This is a genomic window from Mesorhizobium sp. A623 (assembly GCF_054489405.1).
The window spans coordinates 38229-65224 of the sequence record NZ_JBTMXB010000005.1 but is presented as its reverse complement, the minus strand read 5'-3'; the positions used below and the strand labels follow the sequence as shown (position 1 = coordinate 65224).

Sequence of the window (26996 nt, the reverse complement as noted above, 5' to 3'; positions counted from 1 at the left end):
GCGAGGTTTATCCATGGGGAGCCATGCCTGTCCCGTCGTCAGGCGGCGCCTGCGGCTTGGACGTGAAGAAGGCCATGGCCGGGCGCTGATAGGACAGGCGTACGCTGTCGCGCCCGCTTTGCTTGGCCTGATAGAGCGCTTCGTCGGCGCGGCGAAGCATCGGCGCCAGCCCTTCCTCGCCGCTGCGCGCGGCAACGCCGAAGCTGGCCGTCAGCCGGATACCTCTCAAGCCTTCCACCCGATCCGTCGAAAACAGCGTGCGGACAGCTTCCGCGAACAGCCGCGCCGCGCCCAGATCGGTCAACGGCAGCAGCACGGCGAATTCCTCGCCGCCTATTCGCCCCGCGACCCCGCGCGATCCGGCCGCCGTCCGCAGCTTGTCGGCGAAGTCCATGATGACGCGGTCGCCGGCCGCATGGCCATGCACGTCGTTTACCGCCTTGAAGTGATCGAGATCGGCCAGCACCAGGGCCGCCGGCAGCTTGGCATTTGCGCAGCGATCCAGCAATTGCGCGGCGCGCTCTTCGAAGCCGCGCCGGTTCAGCAGCTTCGACAGCGGATCGGTATGCGATTCCATCTTCAGCATGCCCATCATGTCCAGCGCGGCCGCCGTGAGCAGGGTAAGCGCGATCAGCAGGGAAAACGTCGCGTGGGCCAATTGTGTCGTCGTCCAGTAGGCCGAGGTATAAAACCCGTCATAGGAGACGAAGGCGCCGTGCAACTTCACCGCCACCAGTGTCCGCAGAAGAAAGTTGCTGGCGGCAAGCAGCGTGAGGATGAGCAGGGCCATCTGGATTGGTCCGTCGCGACGAACCCTACGCAACTCGGCAGCCATCAACAGGCAGATGCCGCCGAAAGCAAAGTTCAAGGCATAAATGCGGTAGGTGATGCTCGGCTCGATGAACAGGAACCATGCGAAGGTGGCGACGCCGCCGACCGACAGGATGCCGATTGCGGCGTAAGGGACGCGTTTGCCGTAGCGATAAAGGATCGCGGTGGCGAGACAGGCGACGGCGAGGGTGAAACTCACACTGGACGCCAGCTTGGTTAGCGCGAACCCGGCGAAGGGCACGGTAAAATATTGCAGCCCGAACCCCATGCCCGAGCTGATGAAGCCAGCCGCCAGCATCAGCAGATGAGGGGAGTTGCGCTGATAGAGCCATAGCGCGAAAAATGCCGCAGCCAGCACGAGCGCGATCGCCGGATTGAGCAGCGCTATGGAAAGGCCGTTCCCCAAGACAGATTTATTCCGCTGTTTCCGTTGGAGCGAACCTATCCGGTAAGCGCAAACAACGCGTTAAGCGGAACTGCGAATAGCAACGGCGAAATCAGGTTGGGAACCTGACGGCAAAGCAGGCGTTTCGGGAGGGAGTCAAAGCACGAGAGGTTGCAGCATGACTGAGACCGTTACCTTGACCGACCACGAAACCATCCGGGACTGGGCCGCAGCGCGCGCCGGCGCGCCGGCCGTCGTGGACGTTTCGCCGGAATCGGGAACGCAGCCCATGCTGCGGATCGTTTTCGGCCAGCAGGCCTATGCCGATAACGATCGGCCCGAACGCCCGACCAATGCCGGCGACTACGAACTGGTCGAATGGGACGACTGGTTCAAGCTGTTCGACGAAAGTGCCCTGGCCCTGGTGGTCGCCAAGGATCAGCCGGGCCTGCGCGAAGCTTCTTACGAAATGATCCGCCGCCCGGATTAACAACAAAAAACCCCGAAGCGGGTGGCCTCGGGGTTTTCCATGCAAAGCGGGTGGCCGGGCCTATTTCCAGTCGCGAATGTCGACGAAATGGCCGGCGATCGCCGCCGCCGCCGCCATGGCCGGCGACACCAGATGGGTGCGGCCCTTGAAACCCTGCCGGCCTTCGAAATTGCGGTTCGAGGTCGAGGCGCAGCGCTCATGCGGCTTCAACCGGTCGTCGTTCATGGCCAGGCACATGGAGCAGCCCGGCTCGCGCCAGTCGAAGCCGGCGGCGATGAAGATCTTGTCGAGGCCTTCGGCTTCCGCCTGTTCCTTGACCAGGCCAGAGCCCGGCACAATCATCGCGTCGACGGTCGAGGCCACGGTCTTGCCTTCGACCACCTTGGCGACCGCCCGCAAATCTTCGATGCGGCCATTGGTGCAGGAGCCGATGAAGACGCGGTCGAGCGCGATGTCGGTTATTTTTGTTCCGGCAACGAGGCCCATATAGTCGAGGGCGCGAATCTTTGAGTTGCGCTTGTTCTCGTCATCGATCTCCTCGGGGTTCGGCACCACGCCCTGCACCGAGACGACGTCTTCCGGCGACGAGCCCCAGGTGACGATGGGCGGCAGCTTGGCCGCGTCGAGCACGATCACCTTGTCGTAATGCGCGCCCTCGTCGGTCGTCAGCGTCTTCCAGTATTCGAGCGCCTTGTCCCAGTTTTCGCCTTTCGGGGCGCGGGGCTTGTCCTTCACGTAAGCAAAGGTGGTTTCGTCCGGCGCGATCAGGCCGGCGCGCGCGCCACCTTCGATCGACATGTTGCAGATGGTCATGCGGCCTTCCATGGAAAGCGCGCGGATCGCCTCGCCGGCATATTCGATGACATAGCCGGTGCCGCCGGCGGTGCCGATCTCGCCGATGATGGCCAGGATGATGTCCTTGGCGGTGACGCCATCCGGCAACTGCCCGTCGACGCGCACCAGCATGTTCTTGGCCTTGCGCTGGATCAGCGTCTGGGTGGCGAGCACATGCTCGACCTCGGACGTGCCGATGCCGTGCGCCAGCGCGCCGAACGCGCCATGCGTCGAGGTGTGGCTGTCGCCGCAGACGATGGTCATGCCCGGCAGCGTAAAGCCCTGTTCCGGTCCGATGATGTGGACGATGCCCTGGCGGATGTCCGTTTCGGAATAATATTCGACGCCGAAATCCTTGGCATTCTTCGCCAGCGCCGCGATCTGGATGCGGCTTTCCTTGTTGCGGTTGATGCCGAGCTTGCGGTCGGCCGACGTCGGCACGTTGTGGTCGACCACGGCCAGCGTCTTTTCCGGATGGCGAACCTGACGGCCCGTCATGCGCAGGCCCTCGAAAGCCTGCGGGCTGGTCACTTCATGGACGAGGTGCCGGTCGATATAGAGCAGGCAGGTGCCGTCGTCCTGCTGGTCGACCAGATGGTCGTCGAAAATCTTGTCGTAGAGGGTGCGCGGTGCGCTCATATGCGTAAATCCGTCGATGAGAATTCAAGAGAAAAGCTGATGGAATCCGGAGGCGTGAAAAGGCTGCGCCTAGCTAAGTCGAGTGGTCCGCGCGCCGCAAATGCGCGCAAAAAACCGCCCCGGCAGGCGCTTGTGGTCCTGCAGCACGAAGCCTTTGTAGGCCGGATCGCCAAAAAGCTTTTCCATAGGCTGTTAGATAGCAATGTTTTGCCGGGTCGGCAATTGCGTGCGGGCCTATAGGCTGCGTTCCGCTTCCGGCACCAGATGCGAGGGCGCCGAGGCAGGGCTTGCCCGCCGCCGCCACATGTCCTTCGCCGCAATCAGCGCCCCGGCGACGATGAGCGTGCAGGCGAGAGCGACCGACCAGTGATAGGCGCCGTAGCCTGCCGCCAGCAGGACGACCGTGGAGAACAGCGGCGCGGCATAGGAAAGAGCGCCGAGCACCATGATGTCGCCGTGCTTGCATCCCCAGTCCCACGCATAAAACCCTGCCCCCAGCGGGATCGTTCCCAAAACGACGATTGCCGTCCATTGCGTCGCGGTTTGCGGAAAAACGGTCGTCTCGAGGCCGAGGTGCAGGCCAGCCGCCACGGCCGCCGTAATCAGGCAGTAGCCGGCGACCACGTCGGTCGGCACCGCGCCGAAACGGCGCGACAGCACGGAATAGCCGGACCACACGAACGCGCAGAACAGCGCGATGATATGTCCAGGCCGGATGCCATCGGCCAGCCCGACGCTGCCGCCCTTGGTGATGACGATCACCGCGCCGGCGAGGCCGAGCAGCACGCCGACCAGATGATGGGCGCGCAGCCGCTCGCCCGGCAGGAAGGCTGCGAAGACGACGATCAGTAGGGGCCAGAGATAGGCGATCAGGCTGGCTTCCACAGGCGGCGCAGACTGAATCGCGAAGAAATAGGCGCAGTGGTAGATGCACAGGCCAGCGACGCCGAGCGCCCAGACCCGCCATGGCTGGCGCAGCGCCCTGATCGCGCCGGGGCGAAACAGCCAGCTTGACGCGCCGACCAACCCGCCTAGGAAGAAGGTCATCGCCGCGAGTTGAAAGGGCGGGACCGGCCCCGCCGCAGTCGATAGCAGCGCCAGGAAGGACCAGGTCAGGATCGCGGCGAAGCCGATCAGGGTAGAGAAGGTTCTTGTCATTTGCGCACCGGCAAGGAATTTATCCTGCCTTGCCATGCAGGCTGGCGGCTGGCTACCCCGCCTCGACCGCCTGCTGTCGGAAGCGCGACATGCTTCCTTTAAAGCACCTCGAAGACGAAGGCCTTGACCAGCACATCCGCCTCGTCGATGGCGAAGGCGCGGAAGGCGGGGCTCTCTTCCAGCATCCGCCAGCGCCCGGCGACTTCGAGCGCCTTGAACGTCGCGAAAAAGCCGCCCGCATCCAGCACCACGTCGCGAACGGTGAAGATGGCCATGCCGCCGGGGCGCGTGATCCGCACCAGTTCTTCAAGGCTGGATGCAGGCGCGTGGCCTTGCGTGAACACGCCGGTCGAGAAGAAAGCCGCGAAATGATCGTCGGCCCATGGCAGCGAACCGCCCAGTGCCGCCTGCGCAAGCGCCCGATAAGCCTGCCGCGAGCCGGCGATGCCCAGCATTTCCGGGGACATGTCGAGGCCGGTAATGTCTTCATAGCCGAGGGCTTTCAACGCCGGTCCGGAAAGCCCGGTACCGCAGCCGGCATCGAGCAGCGGCCCGGCGTCCTTTGCCACGTAGCGCGCCACCCACGCCGCGATCAGGAACGGCAGGCAATAGCCCGACGCGGCCGTCTCGCGGTCGTATTCGGCCGACCACGCGGCATAGGCTTGCGCCAGTTCCTGCGGCGTTTCTGCCGCATAGACCTGCGCCAGCCCCTCCGATTCCCGTCCCTCGCTCATGTCGCATGGCCCTTGCGCATCCGTTTCTCCAGCGCCCTGAGCGCGAGTGACAGGCCGACCGTCAGCACCAGATAGATATAGGCGACGATCGAATAGGTCTCGAAGAAACGGAACGAGCCGGCCGCATAGATTTTGCCCATCTGGGTGATGTCGGCGACGCCAAGAACCGAGACCAGCGAACTGTCCTTGACCATAGCGACGAAATCATTGCCAAGCGGCGGCAGGATGGTGCGGATCGCCTGCGGCAGGACGATCAGTCGAAAACGGCGATAACGCGACAGGCCGAGCGCCTTGGCCGCCTCGATCTGGCCGGGGTCCACCGACTGGATTCCGGCGCGAAAAACTTCCGCGATAAAGGCCGAATAGCCGATGGTTAGCGCCATGATGGCGCGCCACAAGAGCGAAATATCGCGCACCCGCAATTCGCCGAAAAGCCCGGCGTCCTGCAGGGGCACTGTGAGCCAGTTCCATAGCGCCACAAAACCAGGCGCCCCGGCGAAGGCGATCCAGAACAACAGCACCAGGATCGGCACGCCGCGAATGATCTCGACATAGAAGCGGGCGACCTGACGCAGCAAGCGCGAACCAGACAGCGCCATCAACGCTACGCCGAGCCCGATGGCGGAAGCGAGGGTGAAGCCAACGGCGGTGACGAAGACGGTAATGCCGATGCCCTTGGCAACCGTCGAAAACACCTGAGCATAAAGATCGCTCGCCGCAATGAAAATCGCCGCCGCGATGGCAATCGCCGCAGCAACCACCAGCCACCACGGGAAGTCGGATTTTTGGCGATGCGGGGGCATTCAGGTTCGACCGAGCGGGCAGGGTTGCGCGGTCATCCGCAACTATTCAGCCGCTCACTGCCCCATCTTGTAATCTAGAAACCATTTCTGGTTCAGCTTCTCGAGCGTTCCGTCGGCCTTCAGCGCAGCGATCGCGGCGTTGACCGGTGCGACCAGGTCGGATCCCTTGGGGAAAATAAAACCGAAATCCTCGGTTCCAAGTGGTCCGCCGATCAGCTTCAGGCCGCCATTCGAGGCGTCCGCATAGCCTTTGCCGGCGGTGCCGTCGGTCAGCACCACATCGACGTCGCCGCTCTTCAGCGCCTGCACCGAAGCGCCGAACGTCTCGAACAGCTTTATGCGCGGGTTCTGTTCGTTGCCGTCGAGCACGCTGTAGACGGCCGTATAGAAGGGCGCGGTGCCGGCCTGCGCGCCGACCAGACCATCCTTGAACGCGCCGAAGCTGGCCGCATCGGTGAAGCGGCTCTCGTCACCCCGCACCAGCATGAACTGCTCGTTGCGCATATAGGGATCGGAGAAATCGACCTTGGCCTTGCGCTCGTCATTGATGGTGATGCCGGTCATGCCGATATCATACTGCTTATCGGAAACCGCCTGGATCATCGCATCCCACGAGGCGTTCTGGTACTCGACCTTGAAATTCAGCCGCTTGGCGATCTCGTTCATCGCGTCGTATTCCCAGCCGATCTGCTTGCCGGTCTTGGGGTCGACGAACTGCAGCGGCGGGTAGGCGTTTTCCGTAACCACCACGACCGTCTTGCCGGCGAGGTCAGGCAGCGTTTGCGCCAAGGCGGCCATGGGCATGAGAAGCGCGGCGATGGGCGCGAGAAGCAGGGCGAACAGGCTTGCCAGCAGCAGTTTCGACTTGGTCATGAGGGTCCCCGGAAATCTGCGCGGCACAATGCTCTGCGAGCACGAAACGCTGTCGAGTTTAGCGTTTCACCGGCACCTTTCAAGCGCCGCCTTGTAGCGAACGCCAAGCGCACAAATGAAAAAGGCGGCCGGAGCCGCCTTTCGTCAATCGTCTGGCGAAGCTTACTCCGCTGCCGGCTCGGCGGCGGCAGTTGCTTCGGCAGCCTTTGCAGCCTCCTCGGCGGCCTTTGCAGCCTCGGCGGCGGCCTTCTTCTCGGCGGCTTCCTGTGCGGCCTTCTCGGCGGCAAGCGCCTGAGCGGCGGCGACCTTCTCGGCCTCGATGCGGGCCTTCTCGGCATGCAGCGCCGCGCGCTCGGCATCGTTCAGCTTACGGGCGCGAACACCGGTATTTTCGGAAATGCGGGCCGACTTGCCGCGACGGTCGCGCAGATAATAGAGCTTGGCGCGGCGAACCTTGCCGCGGCGCACGATCTCGACGCCCTCGATCATCGGCGAATAGACGGGGAACACGCGCTCGACGCCTTCGCCATAGGAAATCTTGCGGACGGTAAAGCTTTCCTGGAAGCCGGCGCCGGCACGAGCGATGACAACGCCTTCATAGGCCTGGACGCGGGTGCGCGTACCTTCCGTGACGCGAACATTGACGCGAACGGTATCGCCGGGCTGGAATTCCGGCAGGACGCGCTTGGCTTCGATTTTGGCGACCTGTTCGGCCTCGATCTGACGGAGAATATCCATCTGAAAAATCCACTTCTTGTTCTTCCGACAGTCAGAGCGCCCTGCACTCGCCTTGCAGTTCCCCCGGAAATCGGACAGGGACCGCTCGGCTATGCCATCCGTTCGAGAACGTCCGGCAGGGGCGACTACACCGTCAATGTTGACGGGTTATTTTTGCAAATCCGGCAGATACTACCGGTTCGAGCGGGCACATACAGGCATTTTACGACTTTGTCACGTCTTGGCCCGAGACTTTTTCGCCATTGAGCCTAGCGCAACCCGTGTATATCGACGATTGCCCCATGAAGTAAGGCGTCGGATCGGCGCGGCCTCCTCTCCACCCACGGCGGTTAGCCTTCAATGTCCATTGTCGATGTCATCATTCTTTTCCTTGCAGGCTATCTGTCTGGCGTCGTCAACGCGATGGCCGGCGGCGGCACCTTCATCACCTTCGGCGCCATGTCGCTTCTGGGAACGCCGCCTATCCTTGCCAACGCCACGTCCTCGGTGACGCAGTTTCCCGGCTACATCACCTCGACGCTCGCCTATTGGAGCGACATCAAGCTTTTCTGGCGCGGCGCGCTTCTCCTGTGCGCCATCTCGGCCGCTGGCGCGCTGGTCGGTTCGCTCATCCTGCTGGCGCTGGACAGCGCATCCTTCAAGGCGCTGGTGCCGTGGCTGCTTCTGGCGGCAACGGCGCTGTTTGCCGCCGGCCCCTGGTTGAAACCCGCGCCCAAAGCCGCCGGCGAACCAAAGGTGGGGTCGCTGGCCGGCTCCATCGCGCAATTCTTCACCGCCATTTATGGCGGGTTCTTCGGCGCCGGCATGGGCGTGATGATGCTGGCGACGCTCGGCCTCACCGAAAGCGGCGACTACCACCGCATCAACGCGCTGAAGAACATGCTGGCCATGGTCATCGCTTCGCTGGCCATCGTCGTGTTCGTCGCCGGCGGCGTGGTGGCCTGGCCGGAAGCGATCGTGATGATCCCCGGCGGTGCGCTGGGCGGCTATTCCGGCGTATGGATTGCCAAGCGCGTGCCGCAAGGCGCGGTGCGCATCTTCGTCATCGCGGTCGGCCTGCTTCTCGCGCTCTACTACTTCGCCAAACCCTGAGTGACGGCCAGTAGGTCCGGCCGGCGCTCCCGCGTCAGTCTTTCCGATTCCGCCTGCCGCCAAGCCGCTATCTTGGCGTGATTGCCGGAAGTCAGCACCTCGGGGATGACAAGCCCTTCGAACTCCTGCGGCCGCGTGTAATGCGGGTGTTCGAGCAGGCCGTTTTCAAAACTCTCTTCTTCGCCGGAGCGCTCATTGCCCATGACGCCGGGCAAAAGCCGTACCACCGCGTCAAGCAGCACAAGGGCTGCCGGCTCGCCGCCCGAGAGAATGAAATCGCCGACCGACACTTCCTCCAGGCCGCGCGCGTCGATGACGCGCTGGTCGACGCCCTCGAACCGCCCGCAGACGATCACCACGCCCGGCCCAGAGGCCAGTTCGCGCACGCGCGCCTGCGTCAGCGGTTTTCCACGCGGGCTCATCAGCAGGCGCAGGCGCGGATCGCCTTGCGGCGAGGCATGGTCGATGGCCTTGGCCAGAACGTCGGCGCGCATCACCATGCCGGCCCCGCCGCCCGCCGGCGTATCGTCGACGGTACGGTGGCGATCCGGGGCGAAATCGCGAATCTGGACGGCTTCCAACGCCCAGGTGCCGGCTTCGAGCGCGCGCCCCGCCAGCGATAGCCCGAGCGCACCCGGAAACATTTCCGGATAGAGCGTCAGCACCGAGGCGGAGAAACTCACCGGTCGCCTCCGGCAGCTTCGGGATTTTCATCGTCCTCGCCGCCGATCAGCCCGGCAGCGGCCGGATCGACGTGGACGAACCCGCCGGAAATGGACACTTCGGGCACCGCCGCCTGGCTGAACGGGATCAGCACGCCCCTGCGGCCACTGAGCGTCACTTCGAGAATATCGCCGGCACCGAAATTATGCACGGCGTCCACCTTGCCGAGCACTTCGCCCGTCTCGTCCTTCACGGCCAGCCCGACCAGATCGGCATGGTAGAATTCGTCGTCGCCTCCATCGTCGGGCAGCATCGAGCGATCGACGAAGAGTTCGGTGCCGGCCAGCGCTTCGGCTGCATTGCGGTCCTTCACATTCTTGAAGCGCACGACCACGACGGTGTTCGCCGGGCGGATGTCAGCGATCTCGAACGCCCTTCCGTCCTTGGCATAAAGCGGCCCGTAGTCGCCCAGCGCCAGCGGGTCGCCGGTAAATGTCTTCACCCGCACTTCGCCTTTGATGCCGTGCGCGGCGCCGATCACGGCCATCTGGATGGGGTTCTTTGGGGCTGGCATGGGTGGAGCGTTCCTGTTTAGCCCTGTCTCCTAAACGCAGAGCAAGCGGTTTTCAATTGCGTGCCGTTCATCGCTTCCTAACTTGATGGCTGCAGGATGAGGGGCCAGGGGCGTGAAAAAGGTCATGGAAGAAAAATTCCTCATCACGGCCAAACCCGACCTGCAGGCGGCACGCGAAAGCTGGCTGAAAATGCTTGCGGGCGAGCGCCGGCTGTCGCCGGAAACCGTCGAGGCCTATGAGCGCGACACGCGCCAGTTTTTGCAATTCCTGACCGGCCACTGTGGTGGGCCACCAGGCGTCTCCGATATCGCCGATCTGCGTCCGGCCGATCTTCGCGGTTTCTTGGCCCAGCGTCGCGCCGGCGGTGCCGGTGCGCGTACACTGGGGCGCGGCCTGGCCGGCATCCGCTCGCTGCTGCGCTTCATGGAGCGGCGCGGCCTTGTCAACGCGGCGGGTGCGGCGGCGCTGCGCGCACCACGCCAGCCCAAGTCGCTGCCAAAACCCCTGACCGCCAGCGATGCCAGGCATGTCGTGTCGATCGAAGGGCAACTGGCGGAAGAGCCGTGGATCGCCGCGCGCAACGCCGCCGTGCTGACGCTGCTCTACGGCTCGGGCCTGCGCATTTCCGAAGCGCTCGGCCTGTCGGCCGGCGAGCTTTTGTCGGCCAGCGATACCGTGTTGCGCGTGACGGGCAAGGGCGGCAAGACGCGGCTGGTGCCGGTGCTGCCGGTAGCCTTGCGCGCCGTCGCCGAATACCGCCGGCTTTGCCCCTATCATCTCGACCCGAAGGGTCTGCTGTTTCGCGGCGCGCGCGGCGGGCCGCTCAACCCGGCCATCGTCCAGCGTGACATGGCAAAGCTGCGCTCGGCGCTGAACCTGCCGGACACCGCCACGCCGCATGCGCTGCGCCACTCCTTCGCCACGCATCTGCTCGGGCGCGGCGGCGACCTCAGGACCATCCAGGAGTTGCTCGGCCATGCCAGCCTGTCGACAACGCAGGTCTATACCGGTGTCGACACCGCCCGCTTGCTGGAAATCTACGAGGCCGCGCATCCGAGGGCATGATCCCCTTCAATTTTGCCGCTCCGGTTAACGGTTTCGCCGCTTTTTGCGCCTAGAAAAAGCCCATGAAGAAAGCCATCGCCCTTGCCGACCGTGCAGCGCTGCCCGCCTTGAAACTGCTGGCCGTGCTCAATGCGCTGTTCTTTCTTTCCTTTCTGGTCTTCCTGCTGCTCGCCACAGGTAAGGCGCACGCCGACACCCCGGTCTGCACCGGCATCGACCTGACGGCAGACCTGCAGAAAACCGATCCGGCCGCCTATAAAAAGGTGGAAAGCGAAGCGGCGGCGACCCCGAACGGCAAGGGGCTGTTGTGGAAGCTGGAAAAGCCCGGCGAAAAGCCGTCCTTCCTGTTCGGCACCATGCACATGACCGACCCGCGCGTTGTCACCCTGCCTGCCGCCGCGCAAAAGGCCTTCGACGCGGCCGACACCGTCATCATCGAGACGACCGAAGTGCTCGACCAGACGAAGCTGATGGCCGCGATGCTGAAAGAGCCGGACCTGATGATGTTCACCGACAACACGACGCTGACGTCGCTGCTGTCGCCGGCGGATGCCGCCACCATGAACAAGGAACTCGACGCGCGCGGCATTCCGCCTTTGAGCGTCGCCAAGATGAAGCCATGGATGCTGTCGGCGATGGTGGCGCTGCCAGCTTGTGAAATGGCGCGAAAGGCAGGCGGTGCGCCCGTGCTCGACATCAAGCTGGCCGAAGAAGCCAAGGCCGCTGGCAAGAGCGTCGAGGGGCTGGAAACGGTCGCCGACCAGCTTCGGGCCATGGCCTCGCTGCCGATCGCCTTTCACATGAAGGGGCTGGTCGATACGTTGAAGCTCGGCGACAAGATGGACGACATCAACGAAACCATGATCGCGCTCTACCAGCGCGGCGAGATCGGCATGATCTGGCCGCTGTTTCGCGCCCTGCTGCCCGAGGAGGGCGACGATCAGGCCGGCTATGCCGCGTTCGAGGAAGCCATGGTGACCGGCCGCAACAAGGTGATGGCCGAGCATGCCGCGCCCATCCTTGCCAAGGGCAACGCCTTCATGGCGGTTGGCGCGCTGCACCTGCCCGGCGCAGAAGGACTTGTCGAGGATTTCCGCAAGGCCGGCTACACGGTCACGGCCGTCGAATAATCTTTCACTGAGCGCCTCCGCCACGGCGCGTCCGTCTATTTCCGCCGCGAATGAAACCCAATCGCTCGTCGTGCGTTGATGCATGTTGACCGATGCAAATCATTTCACGGAGGACACCGTAATGGCGAACCCGCCTAACAACCCAGATCCACTAGATCCATTGCGCAACGATCCGCTTAATCCGATCCCCCCCCGAACAGCGGACCCGGTGATCGAAAATCGCGTTGCCGCGCGTTCCGGCGGCAGTGGGTGGCTCATTGCCCTGATCGTCGTCATTCTGGCCATCGTGGCCTATTACATTTTCGGGCGCACAGCGACGGAAGTGCCCCCGGCCGACGCGCCGGCCGCAACCGAGAGCGCCCCGGCTCCTTCGACGACGGAGCCCTCTACGACGGCGCCTTCCACAACCGAGCCAGCTCCCGCGCCGGCTCCTTCCGAGACGACGCCGATGACACCGGAAGCGCCTGCGGAAACCGCGCCAGCGACGCCAGCTCCCGCGCCTGCCGAGCCAGCAACGCCGGCTCCGGCCGAGCCCGCTCCGGCCCCGGCTCCGGCCAACTAACCTTACATCCGGCATAAACGCGAACGGCCCGCCAATAGCGGGCCGTTTTGCTTTGGATCACCGATCTCCAGATCAGATATGAATCGGCTTGAAGAAGGTCGCCAGCGCCGCTTCCTTGATCGCTTCCGACATGGTCGGGTGCGCATGGCAGGTACGGGCGAGGTCTTCCGACGAGCCGCCGAATTCCATCAGCACCGCCGCCTCGTGGATCATCTCGCCCGCGCCGAAGCCGACGATATGGACGCCGAGAACGCGGTCGCTTGTCTTGTCGGCCAGGATTTTGACGAAGCCGTCCGTGTGCAGCATGGCGCGCGCGCGGCCATTGGCGGTAAAGGGGAACTTGCCGACCTTGTAGTCCACGCTAGCCTTCTTCAGTTCTTCCTCGGTTTTGCCGACAGAGGCTATTTCCGGGCTGGTATAGACGACGCTCGGAATGACGTCGTAGTTCACATGACCGGCCTGCCCGGCAATGATCTCGGCAACCGCGACGCCCTCATCCTCGGCCTTGTGCGCCAGCATCGGCCCGGCGATGACATCGCCGATGGCATAGATGCCGGGAACATTGGTCTGGAGATGCGCATCCGTCTTGACGCGGCCGCGCTCATCGACCTCGACGCCGGCTTCCTTCAGCCCGAGATTGTCGGCATAGGCGCGGCGGCCGGTGGAAATCAGCACCGCGTCGGCCTCGATGGTCTGAGGTTCGCCGCCCTTCACCGGCTCGAAAGTAACGGTCGCGCCCTTCTTCGCCTTGGCAACCGCCGTCACCTTGGCGCCCAGCTTGAACTCAAAGCCTTGCTTGGACAGCAGGCGCTGGAACTGTTTCGACACTTCGCCGTCCATGCCGCCCAAAATGGTATCGAGGAATTCGACCACGGTAACCTTCGCCCCGAGACGCGCCCAGACCGAGCCCAGTTCCAGTCCGATGACGCCGCCGCCGACCACCACCAGATGACCCGGCACCTTGCCCAGCGCCAGCGCGCCGGTCGACGATACGATCACCTTCTCGTCGATATCGACCTTGACGCCCGGAATGCCCGCCACTTCGGAACCGGTGGCGATGACGATGTTCTTCGCCTCGATCACCTCGGTCTTGCCGTCCTCGCCGGTCACCGAGACCTTGCCGGCGGCCAGCACCTTTCCGGTGCCGCGAAAACTGTCGATCTTGTTCTTCTTGAACAGAAAGGCGACGCCGTTGACATTGGCCGACACCGTCGTGCCCTTGTGCGCCATCAGTTTCTTCAGGTTCATCTTCGGCGTGGAAATCTCGACGCCCAGCGCATCGAAGGAATGCGTGGCCTCGGCAAACATTTCCGATGCGTGCAGCAGGGCCTTGGAAGGGATGCAGCCTATATTGAGGCAGGTACCGCCAAACGTCTCGCGCTTTTCCACCACGGCCACCTTCAGGCCAAGCTGCGCCGCCTTGATCGCGCATACATAGCCGCCCGGTCCCGAACCGATCACCACGACATCATAAGCCATTTTTCAATTTCCCTGTTTCATACGGGCCGCGTGTGCCCCGTTTTCCGAGAGTGTGGAAGGAACCGCGCTGTGCCAGACCCGCCGCTCATTCCTGGCAGCCCTTCAAGGCAAAGACGTCCCCCGGCAATCTGGAAAGACCGTTGGCGCCATGGACCGGCGACCCGCCCACCGAGGGGCCGAGATCGGGAAAGATCAGTGTCGCGGGCGCTTCGCCTTCCGCCGGCAGCAAACCGATATTCCCCTTGTCGTCGGAGGTGTAGATCACGCCTTCCCAGACCGTGCAGGCCGTCAATTCGTCGCCCGTAACGTCGCCATCCGGACACTGGTACATGAGCGACCCATAGGGCCGGGCAACGTCGCCGCCGCTCCACATGACAATGCCATCCAGAACCACGTCGCGCTCGAGCACCATCCTGAATGCGTTGGTGACCACCGCCAACCCCTTGGCGGGCGAAAAATCGATCTCGCCGGCCTGATCCTTGTCGCCGTAGACGGCCAGTTCCATCGGGCAGGCGGCTTGAGCGCCGGCGCAACCCAGGACGACGGCCGGGACCGCGGCGAGAACCCCGCGCATCACCAGCCTAAAGGTCTAGCACCAGCCGTTCCGGGTCCTCCAGGCTTTCCTTGACGCGCACCAGGAATGTCACCGCTTCCTTGCCGTCGACGATGCGGTGATCGTAGCTGAGCGCCAGATACATCATCGGACGGATGACGATCTGGCCGCCGACCACCACCGGCCGCTCCTGGATCTTGTGCATGCCCAGAATGCCGGACTGCGGCGCGTTGAGGATCGGCGTCGACATCAGCGAACCGTAGACGCCGCCATTGGAGATGGTGAAGGTGCCGCCCTGCATGTCGGCGACCGACAACTTACCGTCCCGCGCAGCCAGCCCAAGCCGGCCGATTTCCTTCTCGATCTCGGCAATCGACATGGCGTCGGCATCGCGCACCACCGGCACCACGAGACCCCTGTCCGTGCCGACGGCGACGCCGACATGGGCAAAGTTCTTGTAGACGATGTCGGTGCCGTCGATCTCGGCGTTGACCGAGGGGATTTCCTTCAGCGCATGCGTGACCGCCTTGGTGAAGAAGCCCATGAAGCCGAGCTTCACGCCATGCTTCTTCTCGAAAATATCCTTGTACTTGGTACGCAGCTCCATCACCGCCTTCATGTCCACCTCGTTGAAGGTGGTCAGCATGGCCGCAGCCGACTGCGCTTCCTTGAGCCGGCGCGCGATGGTCTGGCGCAGGCGGGTCATGCGCACGCGCTCCTCGCGAGAGGCATCGTCAGGCGACGACGGCGCACGGACAGTGACCGGGGCGGGAGTGGCAGCGCTCTTCGGCGTTTCGGCCGGCTGCGACGGCGCGCCCTGCGCCACCGCGTCGAGAACGTCGCCCTTGAGCACCTGGCCGCGCTTGCCGGAGCCCGAAACCTGATCGACGGAAAGGTTCTTTTCCGCCAGCATCTTCGCCGCCGCCGGAGCAGGCGGCATCTTGCGCTCTTCGATCTGGCTTTCGCCGGCGACCTTGGCGCTCTGCGCGGCGGCTTCCTTGGTGGTCGAGGCCGCCGAAGGTGCGGAAGCCTGCGCGACAGTCACATCCTGCTTCGGCGCTGCCGCCTTGGCCGCACCGGCCGAAATCGTGCCGAGCAGCGCACCGACCTCGACGGTTTCACCTTCCTGCACGACGATCTCCGCCAGCGTTCCCGCCGCGGCTGCCGGAACTTCGATGGTCACCTTGTCGGTTTCCAGTTCGACCAGCGGCTCGTCCATGGCGATGGCGTCGCCGACCTTCTTGAACCACTTGCCGATGGTCGCCTCAGTAACGGATTCGCCCAGGGTGGGAACGCGGATTTCATTGGCCATTATGCTTGTCCGTCCTTGCGGTTCGTTTCCGGGCTATCCACCGAGCGCGTCTTCGAGGAACGCGGCCAGTTGCGCCAGATGTTTTGACATCATGCCCGTTGCCGGCGAGGCGGCAGCCGGGCGACCTGTATAGCGCACGCGCTGATGCTTGGCGTCGATATGCGCCAGCACCCATTCCAGATAGGGATCGATGAAGGACCACGCACCCATGTTCTTGGGCTCTTCCTGGCACCACACCATCTCCGCGTTGCGGAAGCGCGACAGTTCGTTGATCAGCGCCTTGGCCGGGAACGGGTAGAGCTGTTCCACGCGCAGCAGATAGACGTCGTTGACGCCGCGCTTCTCGCGTTCCTCGTAGAGATCGTAATAGACCTTGCCGGCACACAGCACGACGCGGCGGATCTTGCTATCCTTGACCAGCTTGATCGGCTGATCGGCAAGATATTGCGCGTCGTCCCACAACAGGCGGTGGAACGAACTTTCGCCGGACATTTCGGCGATGGTCGAAACCGCCCGCTTGTGGCGCAGCAGCGACTTCGGCGTCATCAGGATCAGCGGTTTGCGGAAGTCGCGCTTCAACTGGCGACGCAGGATATGGAAGTAGTTAGCCGGCGTCGTGACATTGGCGACCTGCATGTTGTCTTCCGCGCAGAGTTGCAGGAAGCGTTCCAGGCGGGCCGACGAATGCTCCGGTCCCTGCCCCTCATAGCCATGCGGCAGCAGGCAGACCAAGCCCGACATGCGAAGCCATTTGCGCTCGCCCGACGAGATGAACTGGTCGAACACCACCTGCGCGCCGTTGGCAAAGTCGCCGAACTGCGCCTCCCACAGCGTCAACGCCTTGGGCTCGGCCAGGCTGTAGCCATATTCGAAGCCGAGCACGGCTTCTTCCGACAGCATGGAGTTGACGACCTCATAGTTGGCTTGCGCCGCCGAGAGGTTGTTGAGCGGGATATAGCGGTTCTCGTCGCGCTGGTCGTAGAGCACCGAATGGCGCTGCGAGAAGGTGCCACGCTCCGAGTCCTGGCCGGAAAGCCGGATCGGATTGCCGTCGAGCAGGATCGCGCCGAAAGCCAGCGCCTCGCCGGTCGACCAGTCGATGCCCTCGCCGGTTTCGATGGCGTGGCGGCGGTGTTCGAGGAAGCGGCCAATGGTGCGGTGCGCCTCGAAATCCTTCGGCACTTCGGTCAGCTTCTTGCCGATTTCCTTGAGAATCTTGACCGGCACCGCCGTCTTGCCGCGCCGCTGCTCGTCCTCATTGTCGGCGGTGCGCAGGCCCGACCACGCGCCGTCCAGCCAGTCGGCCTTGTTGGGCTTGTAGTGCTGGCCGTTCTCCCATTCCTCTTCCAGATGCGCGCGCCAGTCGGCTTTCATCTTGTCGAATTCGGCCTGGTTGACGTGTCCTTCCGCGATCAGCCGCTCGCCGTAAAGCTGGAGGGTCGTCTTGTGGGCGCGGATCGAGCGGTACATGATCGGCTGCGTGAACGCCGGCTCATCGCCTTCGTTGTGACCGAAGCGGCGATAGCAGAACATGTCCACCACAACCGGCTTGCAGAACTTCATGCGGAATTCGATCGCTACCTTGGTGGCGTGAACCACGGCTTCCGGATCGTCGCCGTTGACGTGGAAGATCGGTGCTTCGATCATCTTGGCGACGTCGGACGGATAGGGCGACGAACGCGAAAAACGCGGATTGGTGGTGAAGCCGATCTGGTTGTTGATGATGAAATGCAGCGTGCCGCCGACGCGGTGGCCGCGCAGGCCCGACAGCCCCAGTATCTCGGCGATGACGCCCTGGCCGGCAAACGCCGCGTCGCCATGCAGCAGCAGCGGCAGCACCTTGGCGCGTTCCTCCTGCGGCACGATCTCCTCGCGCGTGCGGCCGAACAGATGGTCCTGCTTGGCGCGCGCCTTGCCCATCACCACCGGGTCGACGATTTCCAGATGCGAGGGGTTGGCCGTCAGCGACAAATGCACCTTGTTGCCGTCGAATTCACGATCCGACGAGGCGCCGAGATGGTACTTCACGTCGCCCGAGCCTTCGACGTCATCGGGAGCCGCCGAGCCGCCCTTGAACTCGTGGAAGATGGCGCGGTGCGGCTTGGCCATCACCTGGGAGAGCACGTTGAGGCGGCCGCGATGGGCCATGCCGAGCACGATTTCCTTCATGCCGAGCTGGCCGCCGCGCTTGACGATCTGCTCCAGCGCCGGGATCAGCGATTCGCCGCCGTCGAGGCCGAAGCGCTTGGTGCCCTTGTACTTGACGTCGATGAACTGCTCAAAACCTTCCGCCTCGACCAGCTTTTGCAGGATCGCCTTCTTGCCTTCGGCCGTGAAGGTGATTTCCTTGTTCGCACCCTCGATGCGCTCCTGAATCCAGGCCTTCTCCTCGGGGTCGGAAATGTGCATGAACTCGACGCCGAGCGTCGAGCAATAGGTGCGGGTAAGAATTTCCAGCATCTGCCGGACGGTGCCGAACTCCAACCCGAGCACGTTGTCGAGAAAGATCGGCCGGTCGTAATCGGCTTCGGCGAAGCCGTAATTCTGCGGCGAAAGCTCGTTGTAGTCTTCAAGCTCAGCCGCAATGCCGAGCGGATCGAGGCGGGCGTGCAAATGGCCGCGCATGCGGAAAGCGCGGATCATCATGATGGCGTGCACGGAATCGCGCGTCGCCTGATGCACGTCGGCGTCGGAAAGCGTGTTGCCGTTGACGACCGCCTTGTCCTTGATCTTCTTGTCGATGACCTTTTCGATCAGGCCCCAATTGCCGTCGAGCGCCGAAACAAGCTCGCCATTGGCCTGCAGCGGCCAGGACGGGCGCTTCCACGATGCGCCCCGTGCATTCTTGCGAACGTCGCCGGCATCGTCCTGCAGCGAGGCGAAGAAGGCCTGCCATTCGGGATCGACCGATGCCGGGTCGTCCTCATAGGCGGCATGCAACGCCTCGATGTAGTCGGCATTGCCGCCATACAGAAAAGAGGTCAGCGAAAATTGGTCGTTGGCCTGATCTTGTCTCGACATGTCGCTCCCGAAGCCTTTTGGCCTCGTCTCCTTGTTGGAGCGAATAGAGAGTAGCGAATGGCGAGTAGGGATTTTGCCGGCCCCCGCATTTTTTCGCTACTCGCTACTCCCTATTTCGCTGCTCACTATGCCTTGATCGCTTCAACCAGTGTCGTGCCGAGCCGGGCCGGCGACGGCGAAACCTTGATGCCGGCGGCTTCCATCGCCGCGATCTTGTCTTCCGCGCCGCCCTTGCCGCCGGAAATGACGGCGCCCGCATGGCCCATGGTGCGGCCAGCCGGCGCCGTGCGCCCGGCGATGAAGCCGGCCATCGGCTTGCGGCGGCCGCGCTTGGCCTCGTCGATAATGAACTGCGCCGCGTCTTCTTCCGCCGAACCGCCGATCTCGCCGATCATGATGATCGACTTGGTCTCGTCGTCGGCGAGGAACATCTCGAGCATGTCGATGAACTCGGTACCTTTCACCGGATCGCCGCCGATGCCGACAGCCGTGGACTGGCCAAGGCCGGCATTGGTGGTCTGGAAGACAGCCTCATAGGTAAGCGTTCCCGAGCGCGAAACAACGCCGACCGAGCCCTTCTTGAAGATGTTGGCGGGCATGATGCCGATCTTGCACTGGTCGGGCGTGACGATGCCGGGGCAGTTCGGGCCGATCAGCCGCGATGTCGAACGGTCGAGCCGCGCCTTGACCTTGATCATGTCCATCACTGGAATGCCCTCGGTGATGCAGACGATCAGCGGGATTTCAGCGTCGATCGCCTCGATGATCGCAGCAGCAGCGCCCGCCGGCGGCACATAGACGACGGACGCATTCGCGCCGGTCTTGGCCTTGCCTTCGGCGACGGTGGCGAAGATCGGCAATGGCACTGAGCCGTCCCACTTTTCGCCGCCCTTCTTGGGATGGATACCGCCGACCATCTGCGTGCCGTGATAGGCCAGCGCCTGTTCGGTATGGAACGAACCGGTCTTGCCGGTCAGGCCCTGGACGAGGATTTTGGTGTTCTTGTCGATGAGAATGGACATGCGATCAGTTTCCCTTCACCGCCGAGACGATCTTCTTGGCGGCGTCGTCGAGGTCGTCGGCCGAAATGACGTTGAGGCCGCTCTCGTTGATGATCTTCTTGCCAAGGGCGACGTTGGTACCCTCGAGGCGCACCACCAGCGGGACCGTGAGGCCGACTTCCTTGACCGCCGCGACCACGCCCTCGGCAATGACATCGCATTTCATGATGCCGCCGAAGATGTTGACGAGAATGCCCTTCACGGCCGGATCGGCGGTGATGATCTTGAACGCAGCCGTCACCTTCTCCTTGGTCGCGCCACCGCCGACATCGAGGAAGTTAGCCGGCTCCGCGCCATAGAGCTTTATGATATCCATGGTCGCCATAGCAAGGCCGGCGCCATTGACCATGCAGCCGATATTGCCGTCGAGGGCGACATAGGCGAGGTCGTATTTCGACGCCTCGATTTCCTTGGCATCCTCTTCTGTGGTGTCGCGCAGTTCGAGCACGTCGGGGTGACGAAACAGCGCGTTGTTGTCGAACGACACCTTGGCGTCGAGCACGCGCAGGCGGCCGTTGGTCATGACGATCAGCGGATTGACCTCCAGCAGGCTCATGTCCTTTTCGACAAAGGCCTTGTAGAGGATCGGGAACAGCTTTTCGCCGTCCGTGGCCGCTTCGCCGGTCAGCTTCAGCGCCGCGTTCAGCGCCTTCAAATCGTCGGCGCTTACGCCGGCTTCCGGGTCGATCGCCACGGTGATGATCTTTTCAGGCGTGTCATGCGCGACCGCCTCGATGTCCATGCCACCCTCGGTCGAAACGACGAAGGCGACGCGGCCGACGGTGCGGTCGACCAGGATCGACAGATAAAGCTCGCGGTCGATGTCGGCGCCGTCTTCGATATAGAGGCGGTTGACCTGCTTGCCGGCCGGGCCGGTCTGCTTGGTCACCAGAGTATGGCCCAGCATCTCGTTGGCGTTGGCGACGACTTCGGCCACCGACTTCGACAGCCGCACGCCGCCCTTGGCATCGGCGGAAAGTTCCTTGAACTTGCCCTTGCCGCGGCCGCCGGCATGGATCTGGCTCTTCACCACATAGAGCGGGCCGGGCAGTTGCTTCGCTGCCGCTTCCGCCTCGTCCGCCTTGAACACCGGCACGCCTTCGGCCACCGGTGCGCCAAAACCCTTCAGAAGGGCCTTGCCCTGATATTCATGGATGTTCATCGGCAAAGCCTCCGGGTTATTTCTTGGCCAGTTGCGGCGCGATCGCGACGCAAGCGTCGGTCAGGCCCTTCACGGTCGCGACGGAAGACTCGAACATCTTCTGCTCGGCCTTGTTGAGGTCGATCTCGATGATGCGCTCGACACCGCCCGCGCCGATCACCACCGGGACGCCGACATAGGTGTCCTTCAAGCCGTACTGGCCATTGAGATGGGCGGCGCAGGGCAGCACGCGCTTCTTGTCCTTGAGGTAGCTCTCGGCCATCTGGATGGCGGACGCCGCCGGCGCGTAGAAGGCCGAACCCGTCTTGAGCAGGCCGACGATCTCGGCGCCGCCGTCGCGGGTGCGCTGCACGATCTGGTCGAGCTTTTCCTTCGAGGTCCAGCCCATCTTGATCAAATCGGGCAGCGGAATGCCGGAAACCGTCGAATAGCGGATCATCGGCACCATGGAATCGCCGTGGCCGCCAAGCACGAAGGCGGTGACGTCTTCGACCGAAACCTTGAATTCCTCGGCGAGGAAATAGCGGAAGCGCGCCGAGTCCAGCACGCCGGCCATGCCGACGACATGGGTCTTGGGCAGGCCAGAGAACTTCTGCAGCGCCCAGACCATGGCGTCGAGCGGATTGGTGATGCAGATGACGAACGCCTTGGGCGCGTATTTCTTCAGGCCGGCACCGACCTGCTCCATGACCTTCAAATTGATGCCCAGAAGATCGTCGCGGCTCATGCCGGGCTTGCGCGGCACGCCAGCGGTAACGATGCACACATCCGCGCCCTCGATGCCGGCATAGTTGTTGACGCCGGTCAGACGGCTGTCGAACCCGTCGACGGGCGACGATTGGGCGATGTCCAGCGCCTTGCCTTGCGGCGTGCCTTCGGCGATGTCGAAAAGCACCACGTCGCCGAGGTCTTTCTGGCCGATCAGGTGAGCGAGCGTGCCGCCGATCATGCCGGAGCCGATGAGCGCTATCTTGTTGCGTGCCATTTGAGGATGTTTTCCCTTATATCTGAGACGGCGCCAGAATGGCGTCGAGGAGAGGCCGACCGATGCGGGGGAACCGCGCGATTTCGCCGCACCCCATAGCCCCCTTGGGAAAAAACTTCAACGATTATTTCCGCATGAATAAATTCAATCGGTTAGAACCATCGGGACTTACGTAAACGTCAAAATATACTCTAGCTTTCCCGTAGAATTACATCAGACACGGTCAAACCGGAAGCGTATCCGGCTGCGATGACGGCCTTGTGATGCCGGCTGGCTGCCGGCCCGGCACCAGACGGCGGGTTTTACGGAGAAGCGGATGCGACAGGCGCGGTTTCTTCCGCCGCTTCCTTACGCCGCTTCGCCCAGTCTTCCAGCCAGTCGCGGCTCTGCATCTCGATCAGCCGCGAGGCCGTGCGGTCGAATTCGAAGGCTTCCGTGACGCCCGGCCGGCCGGCATAGAGGCGGTCGGGAGAGGTATCGGCGCTCAGGACAAGGCGCTTGCGCCTGTCGTAGAGCGTGTCGATCAAAAGGATGAAGCGTTTCGTGGCGCTTCGCAGCGTCGGGTCGAGCACCGGCACCCGATCGACGAAGAAAGTATCGAAACGGTCGGCAAGCACCTTGTAGTCGCGCGCGCCGAGCGGCGCCTCGCAAAGTTCGGCGAAGGTAAACCGGGCTGCATCGCCAGCCGCGAGCGGCACCTGCAAATGCCGTCCCTTCAGCGTCAAGGTCAGCGCGGCGGCCGGTTCGCCATGCGTCATCGCCGCCCAGGCCTCGTCCATCGTGCGGTCGGCCGCTTCGCCGTTCGGCGTCATGTAGACCGGCGTGCGCGCCAGTTTCTCCAGCCGGTAGTCCTTGTCGGCGTCGAGCGAAACGACAGCGGTGTACCGCTCCAGAATGGCGATGAACGGCAGGAAAAGCTGGCGGTTGAGCCCGTCGCGATAAAGGTCCTGCGGCGCGACGTTGGAGGTGGCGACCAGCACCACACCGTTGGAAAACAGCGCCGAAAACAGCCGCGACAGGATCATCGCATCGGCGATGTCGGTGACGGAAAATTCGTCGAAGCACAGCACCCACGCCTCGTCGGCCAGCGCTCGCGCCACCGGCGGGATGGGGTCGTCTTCCTTGACGTCGCCGTTCTTGCGCGCCTGCCGGTGCTTCTGGATACGGTCCTGCACGTCGGCCATGAAATCGTTGAAATGCACGCGGCGCTTGCGCCGAACCGGGACAAGTTCGAAGAACATGTCCATGAGCATGGTCTTGCCACGGCCAACGCTGCCATGGATGTAGAGGCCTTTGACGGTCTCGCGCGTTTCGCGCTTTCTGGCGAACAGCCAGCCCAGCGCGCTGGATTTGTGGGCGAGCCGCTTCGCCGAAAGCTCGTCGATCAGGCGGTCGAGCGCGGCCGCAATCCCTTCTTGCGCGGGGTCGCGCTCGATAACGCCGCCGCCCACTTCATGGTCGTAGCGCTGGCGCACGGTCGCGCGGGTCTGGAGGCCGTCGCGCAAATGCATCGGTCAAGCCGTTCCTGGAAAGATGAAGCGGGCTAGTGAAATGAATTTGACATTCGATACCCGCTTGATGTCGGCCTCGAGATCGAATGTCAAATTTAAAAATTCCACTAGATCATAGACTTGCTAGTGGTTCTCCTGTTTCCAACATTTGCCCTACGCCTGATACAAATGGGATGCAAATGTTGGAAACGAACCACTAGCGCGTCAACGAGATCGGCAGGCCGGTGGAGGTCTGGCCATCGAATTTGGAGCCGCCGGAAGAATAGAGCCGAGCCAGCGTGCCGCCGTCATTGTCGTAGAGGGTCAGTTGCTTGCCGGCCACGTTCCACGACTTCACGCCATCAAGGGGAGCCGGGCAGCGCAACGGTCCGGCGCGATAACCCTGGCCGAACTTGGTCTGCGGGGTCGCGACCTTGCAGCTCTGGCCGGAGACGTTGGCGTTCCACACACCGGCAACGCTGGATGCGGTGAGGTCGGCGGCCGCAGCGGGAGCCGAGCCGTCCGTCGGCAACGCAGCGACCTGCGTATTCTGCGGCGCGGTCGGGAACTGCGACGGATCGGTGCTCGCTGGCCCGGAGGGCGGCGGCAACTGGTTGGACGTGACCTGGCCGGCGGGTGCCGCCTGCAGGGGTTCGGGCCTGGTAGAATCCATCGACGAGAAGCGCGTGCTCGTGCAGCCGCTCGCCAGCAGGGCGCCCAGCGCCATGGCCATCAGACCGGTTTTCGAGAATGTCATGCCAACCTCCGCGACCCATAGCGGGCGCAATTCGATAAAATCCCACCCTACCAACAAGGGTAAGATGGCAGAATTTCAACCCGATATGCTTAAAAAACGGTTTGCAGCCGAGTATGTTGTAATTTTGCATCATGGTGCGGAACGGGAAACGACCATGCCGCGTTATCCCCCACAACCAAAAGGGGGCCTCATTATGATCAAATGGATCGTCATACTTCTCGTCGTTTCGGTGATAGCGAGCGCCTTGGGCTATCGCGGTGTTGCCGGCACGACGTCGCGCATCGCTTCGTTCCTGATCGCGGCGGTACTGGTGGTCGTGGCCGTGGTGCTGCTGCTGTTCGCCTTGGCCGGCGGCGGCGTTTGGTAGGGCCTCGTCACTGGTAATTCCCGGCCGTTTCCGCCATATAGGCGCAAACCGGCAAGAGATTTTCTATTACCATGGCAGGCGCGGCTCCTTTCGCCAAGATGAACGGCATCGGCAACGAGATCATCGTCGCCGACATGCGCGGCCGTGCCGATCGGGTGACCGCTGAGGCCGCCATTGCGCTCAATGCCGACGCTTCGACCCGGTTCGACCAGATCATGGCGATCCACGATGCGCGCACACCGGGCACGGCCTACTTCATCGACATCCTGAACTCGGACGGCAGCGGCGCGCAGGCCTGCGGCAACGGCACGCGCTGCGTCGTGCAGGCGCTGGCCGCCGAGACCGGCCAGAGCACATTCACCTTCGAGACCGTCGCCGGCATCCTCAATGCAAAGCAGCATGACGACGGCTCGATCTCGGTGGACATGGGCGTGCCACGCTTCGGTTGGCAGGACATTCCGTTGGCGGAGGAATTCCGCGACACCCGCATGATCGAGTTGCAGATCGGCCCGATCGACGCGCCGGTGCTGCATTCGCCGTCGGTGGTGTCGATGGGCAATCCGCACGCCATCTTCTGGGTCGACCGCGATGTTTGGTCCTACGAACTCGACCGCTTCGGACCGCTCTTGGAAAACCATCCGATCTTTCCAGAACGCGCCAACATCACCATCGCGCAGGTGACGTCGCCCGAGACGATGACGATCCGCACCTGGGAACGCGGTGCCGGCCTGACCAAGGCCTGCGGCTCTGCCGCCTGTGCTGCCGCCGTTGCCGCAGCGCGCACAAAGCGAACCGGACGCAACGTCACGCTGCAGGCTCCCGGCGGCCAGTTGCATGTCGAATGGCGCGAGGACGACCATGTCGTGCTGACGGGTGCCGCCGAATGGGAATTTTCCGGCAATTTCGACCCTGCCACGGGTGCTTGGGCGCGCGATGTCGAGAGCGTGGCGTGATGGGCATCGAAATTGTCACATTCGGCTGCCGGCTCAACACCTACGAGTCCGAAGTGATGCGGCGCGAGGCCAAGGCGGCCGGTCTTGGCGCGCTGGCTGGTGGCGCGATCATCGTCAACACCTGCGCCGTCACCGGCGAGGCGGTTCGCCAGGCAAAACAGTCGATCCGCAAGGCGCGCCGCGAACATCCCGAAGCGAAAATCATCGTCACCGGCTGCGCGGCACAGACCGCGCCGCAGGATTTTTCCGCGATGGACGAGGTCGATCTGGTTCTCGGCAACGAGGAAAAACTGCACAGCCACAATTACCGCGCGCTGCCGGATTTCGGCGTCAACGATTTCGAGAAGGCCCGCGTCAACGACATCTTTTCGGTGCGCGAGACGGCCAGCCACATGGTCGACGCCATCGAGGGCCGCGCGCGCGCCTTCGTGCAGGTGCAGAACGGCTGCGACCATCGTTGCACCTTCTGCATCATCCCCTACGGGCGCGGAAATTCGCGCTCGGTGCCGATGGGCGGCGTGGTCGAGCAGGTCAAGCGCCTTGCCGGCAACGGCTATGCCGAAGTGGTGCTGACCGGCGTCGACATGACCAGTTTCGGCGGCGACCTGCCGGGCGCGCCGAAGCTCGGCAAGCTGGTCAAAACCATCCTGAAACAGGTGCCGGAGGTGAAGCGGCTCAGGCTTTCCTCCATCGATTCCATCGAGGCCGACGCCGAGTTGCTGGAGGTCATCGCCAGCGAGCGCCGGCTGATGCCGCACCTGCACCTGTCGCTGCAATCGGGCGACGACATGATCCTGAAACGCATGAAACGCCGTCATTTACGCGACGATTCCATTCGTTTTTGCGCGGAAATCCGTAAAATTCGACCCGAAATCGTCTTCGGAGCCGATATTATCGCCGGTTTTCCGACCGAAACGGACGAAATGTTCGAAAATTCCATCAAGATTGTCGAGGAATGCGGGCTGACGCATCTGCACGTTTTTCCGTTTTCGCCGCGCGAAGGCACGCCTGCCGCGCGCATGCCGCAGGTGCGGCGCGAAGTCGTCAAAGAGCGCGCCGCACGCCTCCGGGCCGCTGGTGATGCGGCCTATCGCAAGCATCTCGGTTCATTGGCTGGTACGCATCAGTCAATCCTCATTGAGCGCGACGGGCTTGGCCGCACTGAGGGTTTTACCATGGCCGCCATCGCCGCCGGCTCTCCGGGCGAGATCATTGAGGCGACCATAACCGGGCATGACGGCACCAAGCTGGTCGCCGCGCCCCTCGCCGCGCAAGCGGCCTGAG

At 63.3% G+C, this 26996-nt stretch carries 27 protein-coding genes; 9 read left to right on the top strand and 18 right to left on the bottom strand.

Annotation, left to right across the window (positions count from 1 at the left end; translation table 11 throughout):
• Positions 1-7: 7 nt before the first annotated feature.
• Entirely contained in the window at positions 8-1237 is a 1230-nt protein-coding gene (locus ACX3P1_RS07085; RefSeq protein ID WP_459078856.1) for a GGDEF domain-containing protein, read from the bottom strand.
• A gap of 157 nt (positions 1238-1394) precedes the next feature.
• Here ACX3P1_RS07085 and ACX3P1_RS07080 point away from each other — a divergent pair, with 157 nt between their 5' ends.
• On the top strand, positions 1395-1706 hold the full coding sequence (locus ACX3P1_RS07080; protein ID WP_459078855.1) for a hypothetical protein: 312 nt from the start codon (positions 1395-1397) through the stop codon (positions 1704-1706).
• A 60-nt stretch (positions 1707-1766) separates the two neighbouring features.
• Here ACX3P1_RS07080 and leuC read toward each other — a convergent pair whose 3' ends face one another.
• Positions 1767-3179 (bottom strand): 3-isopropylmalate dehydratase large subunit, encoded by a 1413-nt coding sequence (gene leuC / locus ACX3P1_RS07075; RefSeq protein WP_459078854.1) that lies wholly within the window; start codon positions 3177-3179, stop codon positions 1767-1769.
• Between leuC and ACX3P1_RS07070 the strand changes: the two genes are divergently transcribed.
• Complete coding sequence (locus ACX3P1_RS07070; RefSeq protein WP_459079037.1) at positions 3180-3419, top strand: hypothetical protein; 240 nt, start codon at positions 3180-3182, stop codon at positions 3417-3419. It abuts the gene before it with no gap.
• Here ACX3P1_RS07070 and yddG read toward each other — a convergent pair.
• The 5 genes from yddG to rplS all read right to left on the bottom strand — a co-directional run bounded on the left by yddG (position 3414) and on the right by rplS (position 7485).
• Positions 3414-4337, bottom strand: a complete 924-nt coding sequence (gene yddG, locus ACX3P1_RS07065; protein WP_459078853.1) for an aromatic amino acid exporter YddG — start codon at positions 4335-4337, stop codon at positions 3414-3416. The two genes, ACX3P1_RS07070 and yddG, sit on opposite strands and share 6 nt — an antisense overlap.
• A 98-nt stretch (positions 4338-4435) precedes the next feature.
• Positions 4436-5071 (bottom strand): class I SAM-dependent DNA methyltransferase, encoded by a 636-nt coding sequence (locus ACX3P1_RS07060; RefSeq protein WP_459078852.1) that lies wholly within the window; start codon positions 5069-5071, stop codon positions 4436-4438.
• Complete coding sequence (locus tag ACX3P1_RS07055) at positions 5068-5874, bottom strand: amino acid ABC transporter permease (RefSeq protein ID WP_459078851.1); 807 nt, start codon at positions 5872-5874, stop codon at positions 5068-5070. Before ACX3P1_RS07055 ends, ACX3P1_RS07060 begins: the two co-directional genes overlap by 4 nt.
• 54 nt (positions 5875-5928) lie before the next feature.
• Complete coding sequence (locus ACX3P1_RS07050; RefSeq protein WP_459078850.1) at positions 5929-6747, bottom strand: transporter substrate-binding domain-containing protein; 819 nt, start codon at positions 6745-6747, stop codon at positions 5929-5931.
• Positions 6748-6909: 162 nt separating this feature from the next.
• Positions 6910-7485 (bottom strand): 50S ribosomal protein L19, encoded by a 576-nt coding sequence (gene rplS, locus ACX3P1_RS07045; RefSeq protein ID WP_459078849.1) that lies wholly within the window; start codon positions 7483-7485, stop codon positions 6910-6912.
• Between the two features lie 339 nt (positions 7486-7824).
• Between rplS and ACX3P1_RS07040 the strand changes: the two genes are divergently transcribed.
• Complete coding sequence (locus tag ACX3P1_RS07040; protein WP_459078848.1) at positions 7825-8577, top strand: sulfite exporter TauE/SafE family protein; 753 nt, start codon at positions 7825-7827, stop codon at positions 8575-8577.
• Here ACX3P1_RS07040 and trmD read toward each other — a convergent pair.
• Both trmD and rimM read right to left on the bottom strand, forming a co-directional pair.
• Positions 8559-9260 (bottom strand): tRNA (guanosine(37)-N1)-methyltransferase TrmD, encoded by a 702-nt coding sequence (gene trmD, locus ACX3P1_RS07035; protein WP_459078847.1) that lies wholly within the window; start codon positions 9258-9260, stop codon positions 8559-8561. The genes ACX3P1_RS07040 and trmD overlap by 19 nt on opposite strands.
• Entirely contained in the window at positions 9257-9814 is a 558-nt protein-coding gene (gene rimM / locus ACX3P1_RS07030) for a ribosome maturation factor RimM (protein ID WP_459078846.1), read from the bottom strand. Before rimM ends, trmD begins: the two co-directional genes overlap by 4 nt.
• A 124-nt stretch (positions 9815-9938) precedes the next feature.
• Between rimM and ACX3P1_RS07025 the strand changes: the two genes are divergently transcribed.
• The 3 genes from ACX3P1_RS07025 to ACX3P1_RS07015 all read left to right on the top strand — a co-directional run bounded on the left by ACX3P1_RS07025 (position 9939) and on the right by ACX3P1_RS07015 (position 12572).
• Positions 9939-10880, top strand: a complete 942-nt coding sequence (locus ACX3P1_RS07025) for a tyrosine recombinase XerC (RefSeq protein WP_459079023.1) — start codon at positions 9939-9941, stop codon at positions 10878-10880.
• Positions 10881-10942: 62 nt separating this feature from the next.
• Positions 10943-12010 (top strand): TraB/GumN family protein, encoded by a 1068-nt coding sequence (locus ACX3P1_RS07020; protein ID WP_459078845.1) that lies wholly within the window; start codon positions 10943-10945, stop codon positions 12008-12010.
• A 121-nt stretch (positions 12011-12131) separates the two neighbouring features.
• Positions 12132-12572 carry a hypothetical protein gene (locus ACX3P1_RS07015; RefSeq protein ID WP_459078844.1) on the top strand — a complete coding sequence of 147 codons (441 nt, stop codon included), beginning with the start codon at positions 12132-12134 and terminating at the stop codon, positions 12570-12572.
• A 72-nt stretch (positions 12573-12644) separates the two neighbouring features.
• Here ACX3P1_RS07015 and lpdA read toward each other — a convergent pair whose 3' ends face one another.
• The 9 genes from lpdA to ACX3P1_RS06970 form a co-directional block, all read right to left on the bottom strand.
• Positions 12645-14051 (bottom strand): dihydrolipoyl dehydrogenase, encoded by a 1407-nt coding sequence (gene lpdA / locus ACX3P1_RS07010; protein WP_459078843.1) that lies wholly within the window; start codon positions 14049-14051, stop codon positions 12645-12647.
• Positions 14052-14136: 85 nt separating this feature from the next.
• The gene (locus ACX3P1_RS07005) at positions 14137-14625 is read right to left on the bottom strand and encodes a hypothetical protein (protein ID WP_459078842.1); all 489 of its coding nucleotides are present in this window, start codon (positions 14623-14625) and stop codon (positions 14137-14139) included.
• Between the two features lie 7 nt (positions 14626-14632).
• Entirely contained in the window at positions 14633-15916 is a 1284-nt protein-coding gene (gene odhB, locus ACX3P1_RS07000; RefSeq protein ID WP_459078841.1) for a 2-oxoglutarate dehydrogenase complex dihydrolipoyllysine-residue succinyltransferase, read from the bottom strand.
• 33 nt (positions 15917-15949) lie between these two features.
• The gene (locus ACX3P1_RS06995) at positions 15950-18937 is read right to left on the bottom strand and encodes a 2-oxoglutarate dehydrogenase E1 component (protein WP_459078840.1); all 2988 of its coding nucleotides are present in this window, start codon (positions 18935-18937) and stop codon (positions 15950-15952) included.
• Between the two features lie 125 nt (positions 18938-19062).
• A complete protein-coding gene (sucD, locus tag ACX3P1_RS06990) occupies positions 19063-19959 on the bottom strand; it encodes a succinate--CoA ligase subunit alpha (protein WP_459078839.1) in 897 nt (298 codons plus the stop codon).
• 4 nt (positions 19960-19963) lie between these two features.
• A complete protein-coding gene (gene sucC / locus ACX3P1_RS06985) occupies positions 19964-21160 on the bottom strand; it encodes an ADP-forming succinate--CoA ligase subunit beta (RefSeq protein ID WP_459078838.1) in 1197 nt (398 codons plus the stop codon).
• Between the two features lie 16 nt (positions 21161-21176).
• Entirely contained in the window at positions 21177-22145 is a 969-nt protein-coding gene (mdh, locus tag ACX3P1_RS06980) for a malate dehydrogenase (protein WP_459078837.1), read from the bottom strand.
• 302 nt (positions 22146-22447) lie between these two features.
• On the bottom strand, positions 22448-23656 hold the full coding sequence (gene zapE / locus ACX3P1_RS06975) for a cell division protein ZapE (protein ID WP_459078836.1): 1209 nt from the start codon (positions 23654-23656) through the stop codon (positions 22448-22450).
• A gap of 196 nt (positions 23657-23852) precedes the next feature.
• Positions 23853-24392, bottom strand: a complete 540-nt coding sequence (locus ACX3P1_RS06970; protein ID WP_459078835.1) for a protease inhibitor Inh/omp19 family protein — start codon at positions 24390-24392, stop codon at positions 23853-23855.
• Positions 24393-24456: 64 nt separating this feature from the next.
• On the opposite strand from ACX3P1_RS06970, the gene ACX3P1_RS06965 reads away from it, so the two are divergent.
• The 3 genes from ACX3P1_RS06965 (at position 24457) to mtaB (ending at position 26995) form a co-directional block, all read left to right on the top strand.
• On the top strand, positions 24457-24759 hold the full coding sequence (locus ACX3P1_RS06965) for a hypothetical protein (protein ID WP_459078834.1): 303 nt from the start codon (positions 24457-24459) through the stop codon (positions 24757-24759).
• 71 nt (positions 24760-24830) lie between these two features.
• Positions 24831-25712 (top strand): diaminopimelate epimerase, encoded by an 882-nt coding sequence (dapF, locus tag ACX3P1_RS06960; protein ID WP_459078833.1) that lies wholly within the window; start codon positions 24831-24833, stop codon positions 25710-25712.
• Positions 25712-26995, top strand: coding sequence for a tRNA (N(6)-L-threonylcarbamoyladenosine(37)-C(2))-methylthiotransferase MtaB (mtaB, locus tag ACX3P1_RS06955; protein WP_459079022.1), 1284 nt, complete (start codon positions 25712-25714; stop codon positions 26993-26995). The genes dapF and mtaB overlap by 1 nt, the downstream gene beginning before the upstream one ends.
• The last annotated feature ends 1 nt before the right edge of the window (position 26996 follow it).

Bases quoted from the DNA above. Each gene is read 5' to 3' on its own strand.
- sucD (WP_459078839.1), bottom strand. From the start codon at position 19,959: ATGTCCATTCTCATCGACAAGAACACCAAAATCCTCGTCCAGGGCCTG.
- ACX3P1_RS07025 (WP_459079023.1), top strand. From the start codon at position 9,939: ATGGAAGAAAAATTCCTCATCACGGCCAAACCCGACCTGCAGGCGGCA.
- zapE (WP_459078836.1), bottom strand. From the start codon at position 23,656: ATGCATTTGCGCGACGGCCTCCAGACCCGCGCGACCGTGCGCCAGCGC.
- ACX3P1_RS06995 (WP_459078840.1), bottom strand. From the start codon at position 18,937: ATGTCGAGACAAGATCAGGCCAACGACCAATTTTCGCTGACCTCTTTT.
- odhB (WP_459078841.1), bottom strand. From the start codon at position 15,916: ATGGCCAATGAAATCCGCGTTCCCACCCTGGGCGAATCCGTTACTGAG.
- ACX3P1_RS07080 (WP_459078855.1), top strand. From the start codon at position 1,395: ATGACTGAGACCGTTACCTTGACCGACCACGAAACCATCCGGGACTGG.
- mtaB (WP_459079022.1), top strand. From the start codon at position 25,712: ATGGGCATCGAAATTGTCACATTCGGCTGCCGGCTCAACACCTACGAG.
- ACX3P1_RS06965 (WP_459078834.1), top strand. From the start codon at position 24,457: ATGGCAGAATTTCAACCCGATATGCTTAAAAAACGGTTTGCAGCCGAG.
- ACX3P1_RS06970 (WP_459078835.1), bottom strand. From the start codon at position 24,392: ATGACATTCTCGAAAACCGGTCTGATGGCCATGGCGCTGGGCGCCCTG.
- ACX3P1_RS07050 (WP_459078850.1), bottom strand. From the start codon at position 6,747: ATGACCAAGTCGAAACTGCTGCTGGCAAGCCTGTTCGCCCTGCTTCTC.
- yddG (WP_459078853.1), bottom strand. From the start codon at position 4,337: ATGACAAGAACCTTCTCTACCCTGATCGGCTTCGCCGCGATCCTGACC.
- ACX3P1_RS07040 (WP_459078848.1), top strand. From the start codon at position 7,825: ATGTCCATTGTCGATGTCATCATTCTTTTCCTTGCAGGCTATCTGTCT.
- rplS (WP_459078849.1), bottom strand. From the start codon at position 7,485: ATGGATATTCTCCGTCAGATCGAGGCCGAACAGGTCGCCAAAATCGAA.
- mdh (WP_459078837.1), bottom strand. From the start codon at position 22,145: ATGGCACGCAACAAGATAGCGCTCATCGGCTCCGGCATGATCGGCGGC.
- sucC (WP_459078838.1), bottom strand. From the start codon at position 21,160: ATGAACATCCATGAATATCAGGGCAAGGCCCTTCTGAAGGGTTTTGGC.
- dapF (WP_459078833.1), top strand. From the start codon at position 24,831: ATGGCAGGCGCGGCTCCTTTCGCCAAGATGAACGGCATCGGCAACGAG.
- ACX3P1_RS07005 (WP_459078842.1), bottom strand. From the start codon at position 14,625: ATGCGCGGGGTTCTCGCCGCGGTCCCGGCCGTCGTCCTGGGTTGCGCC.
- ACX3P1_RS07060 (WP_459078852.1), bottom strand. From the start codon at position 5,071: ATGAGCGAGGGACGGGAATCGGAGGGGCTGGCGCAGGTCTATGCGGCA.
- ACX3P1_RS07055 (WP_459078851.1), bottom strand. From the start codon at position 5,874: ATGCCCCCGCATCGCCAAAAATCCGACTTCCCGTGGTGGCTGGTGGTT.
- leuC (WP_459078854.1), bottom strand. From the start codon at position 3,179: ATGAGCGCACCGCGCACCCTCTACGACAAGATTTTCGACGACCATCTG.
- lpdA (WP_459078843.1), bottom strand. From the start codon at position 14,051: ATGGCTTATGATGTCGTGGTGATCGGTTCGGGACCGGGCGGCTATGTA.
- ACX3P1_RS07070 (WP_459079037.1), top strand. From the start codon at position 3,180: ATGCGTAAATCCGTCGATGAGAATTCAAGAGAAAAGCTGATGGAATCC.
- ACX3P1_RS07020 (WP_459078845.1), top strand. From the start codon at position 10,943: ATGAAGAAAGCCATCGCCCTTGCCGACCGTGCAGCGCTGCCCGCCTTG.
- ACX3P1_RS07015 (WP_459078844.1), top strand. From the start codon at position 12,132: ATGGCGAACCCGCCTAACAACCCAGATCCACTAGATCCATTGCGCAAC.
- rimM (WP_459078846.1), bottom strand. From the start codon at position 9,814: ATGCCAGCCCCAAAGAACCCCATCCAGATGGCCGTGATCGGCGCCGCG.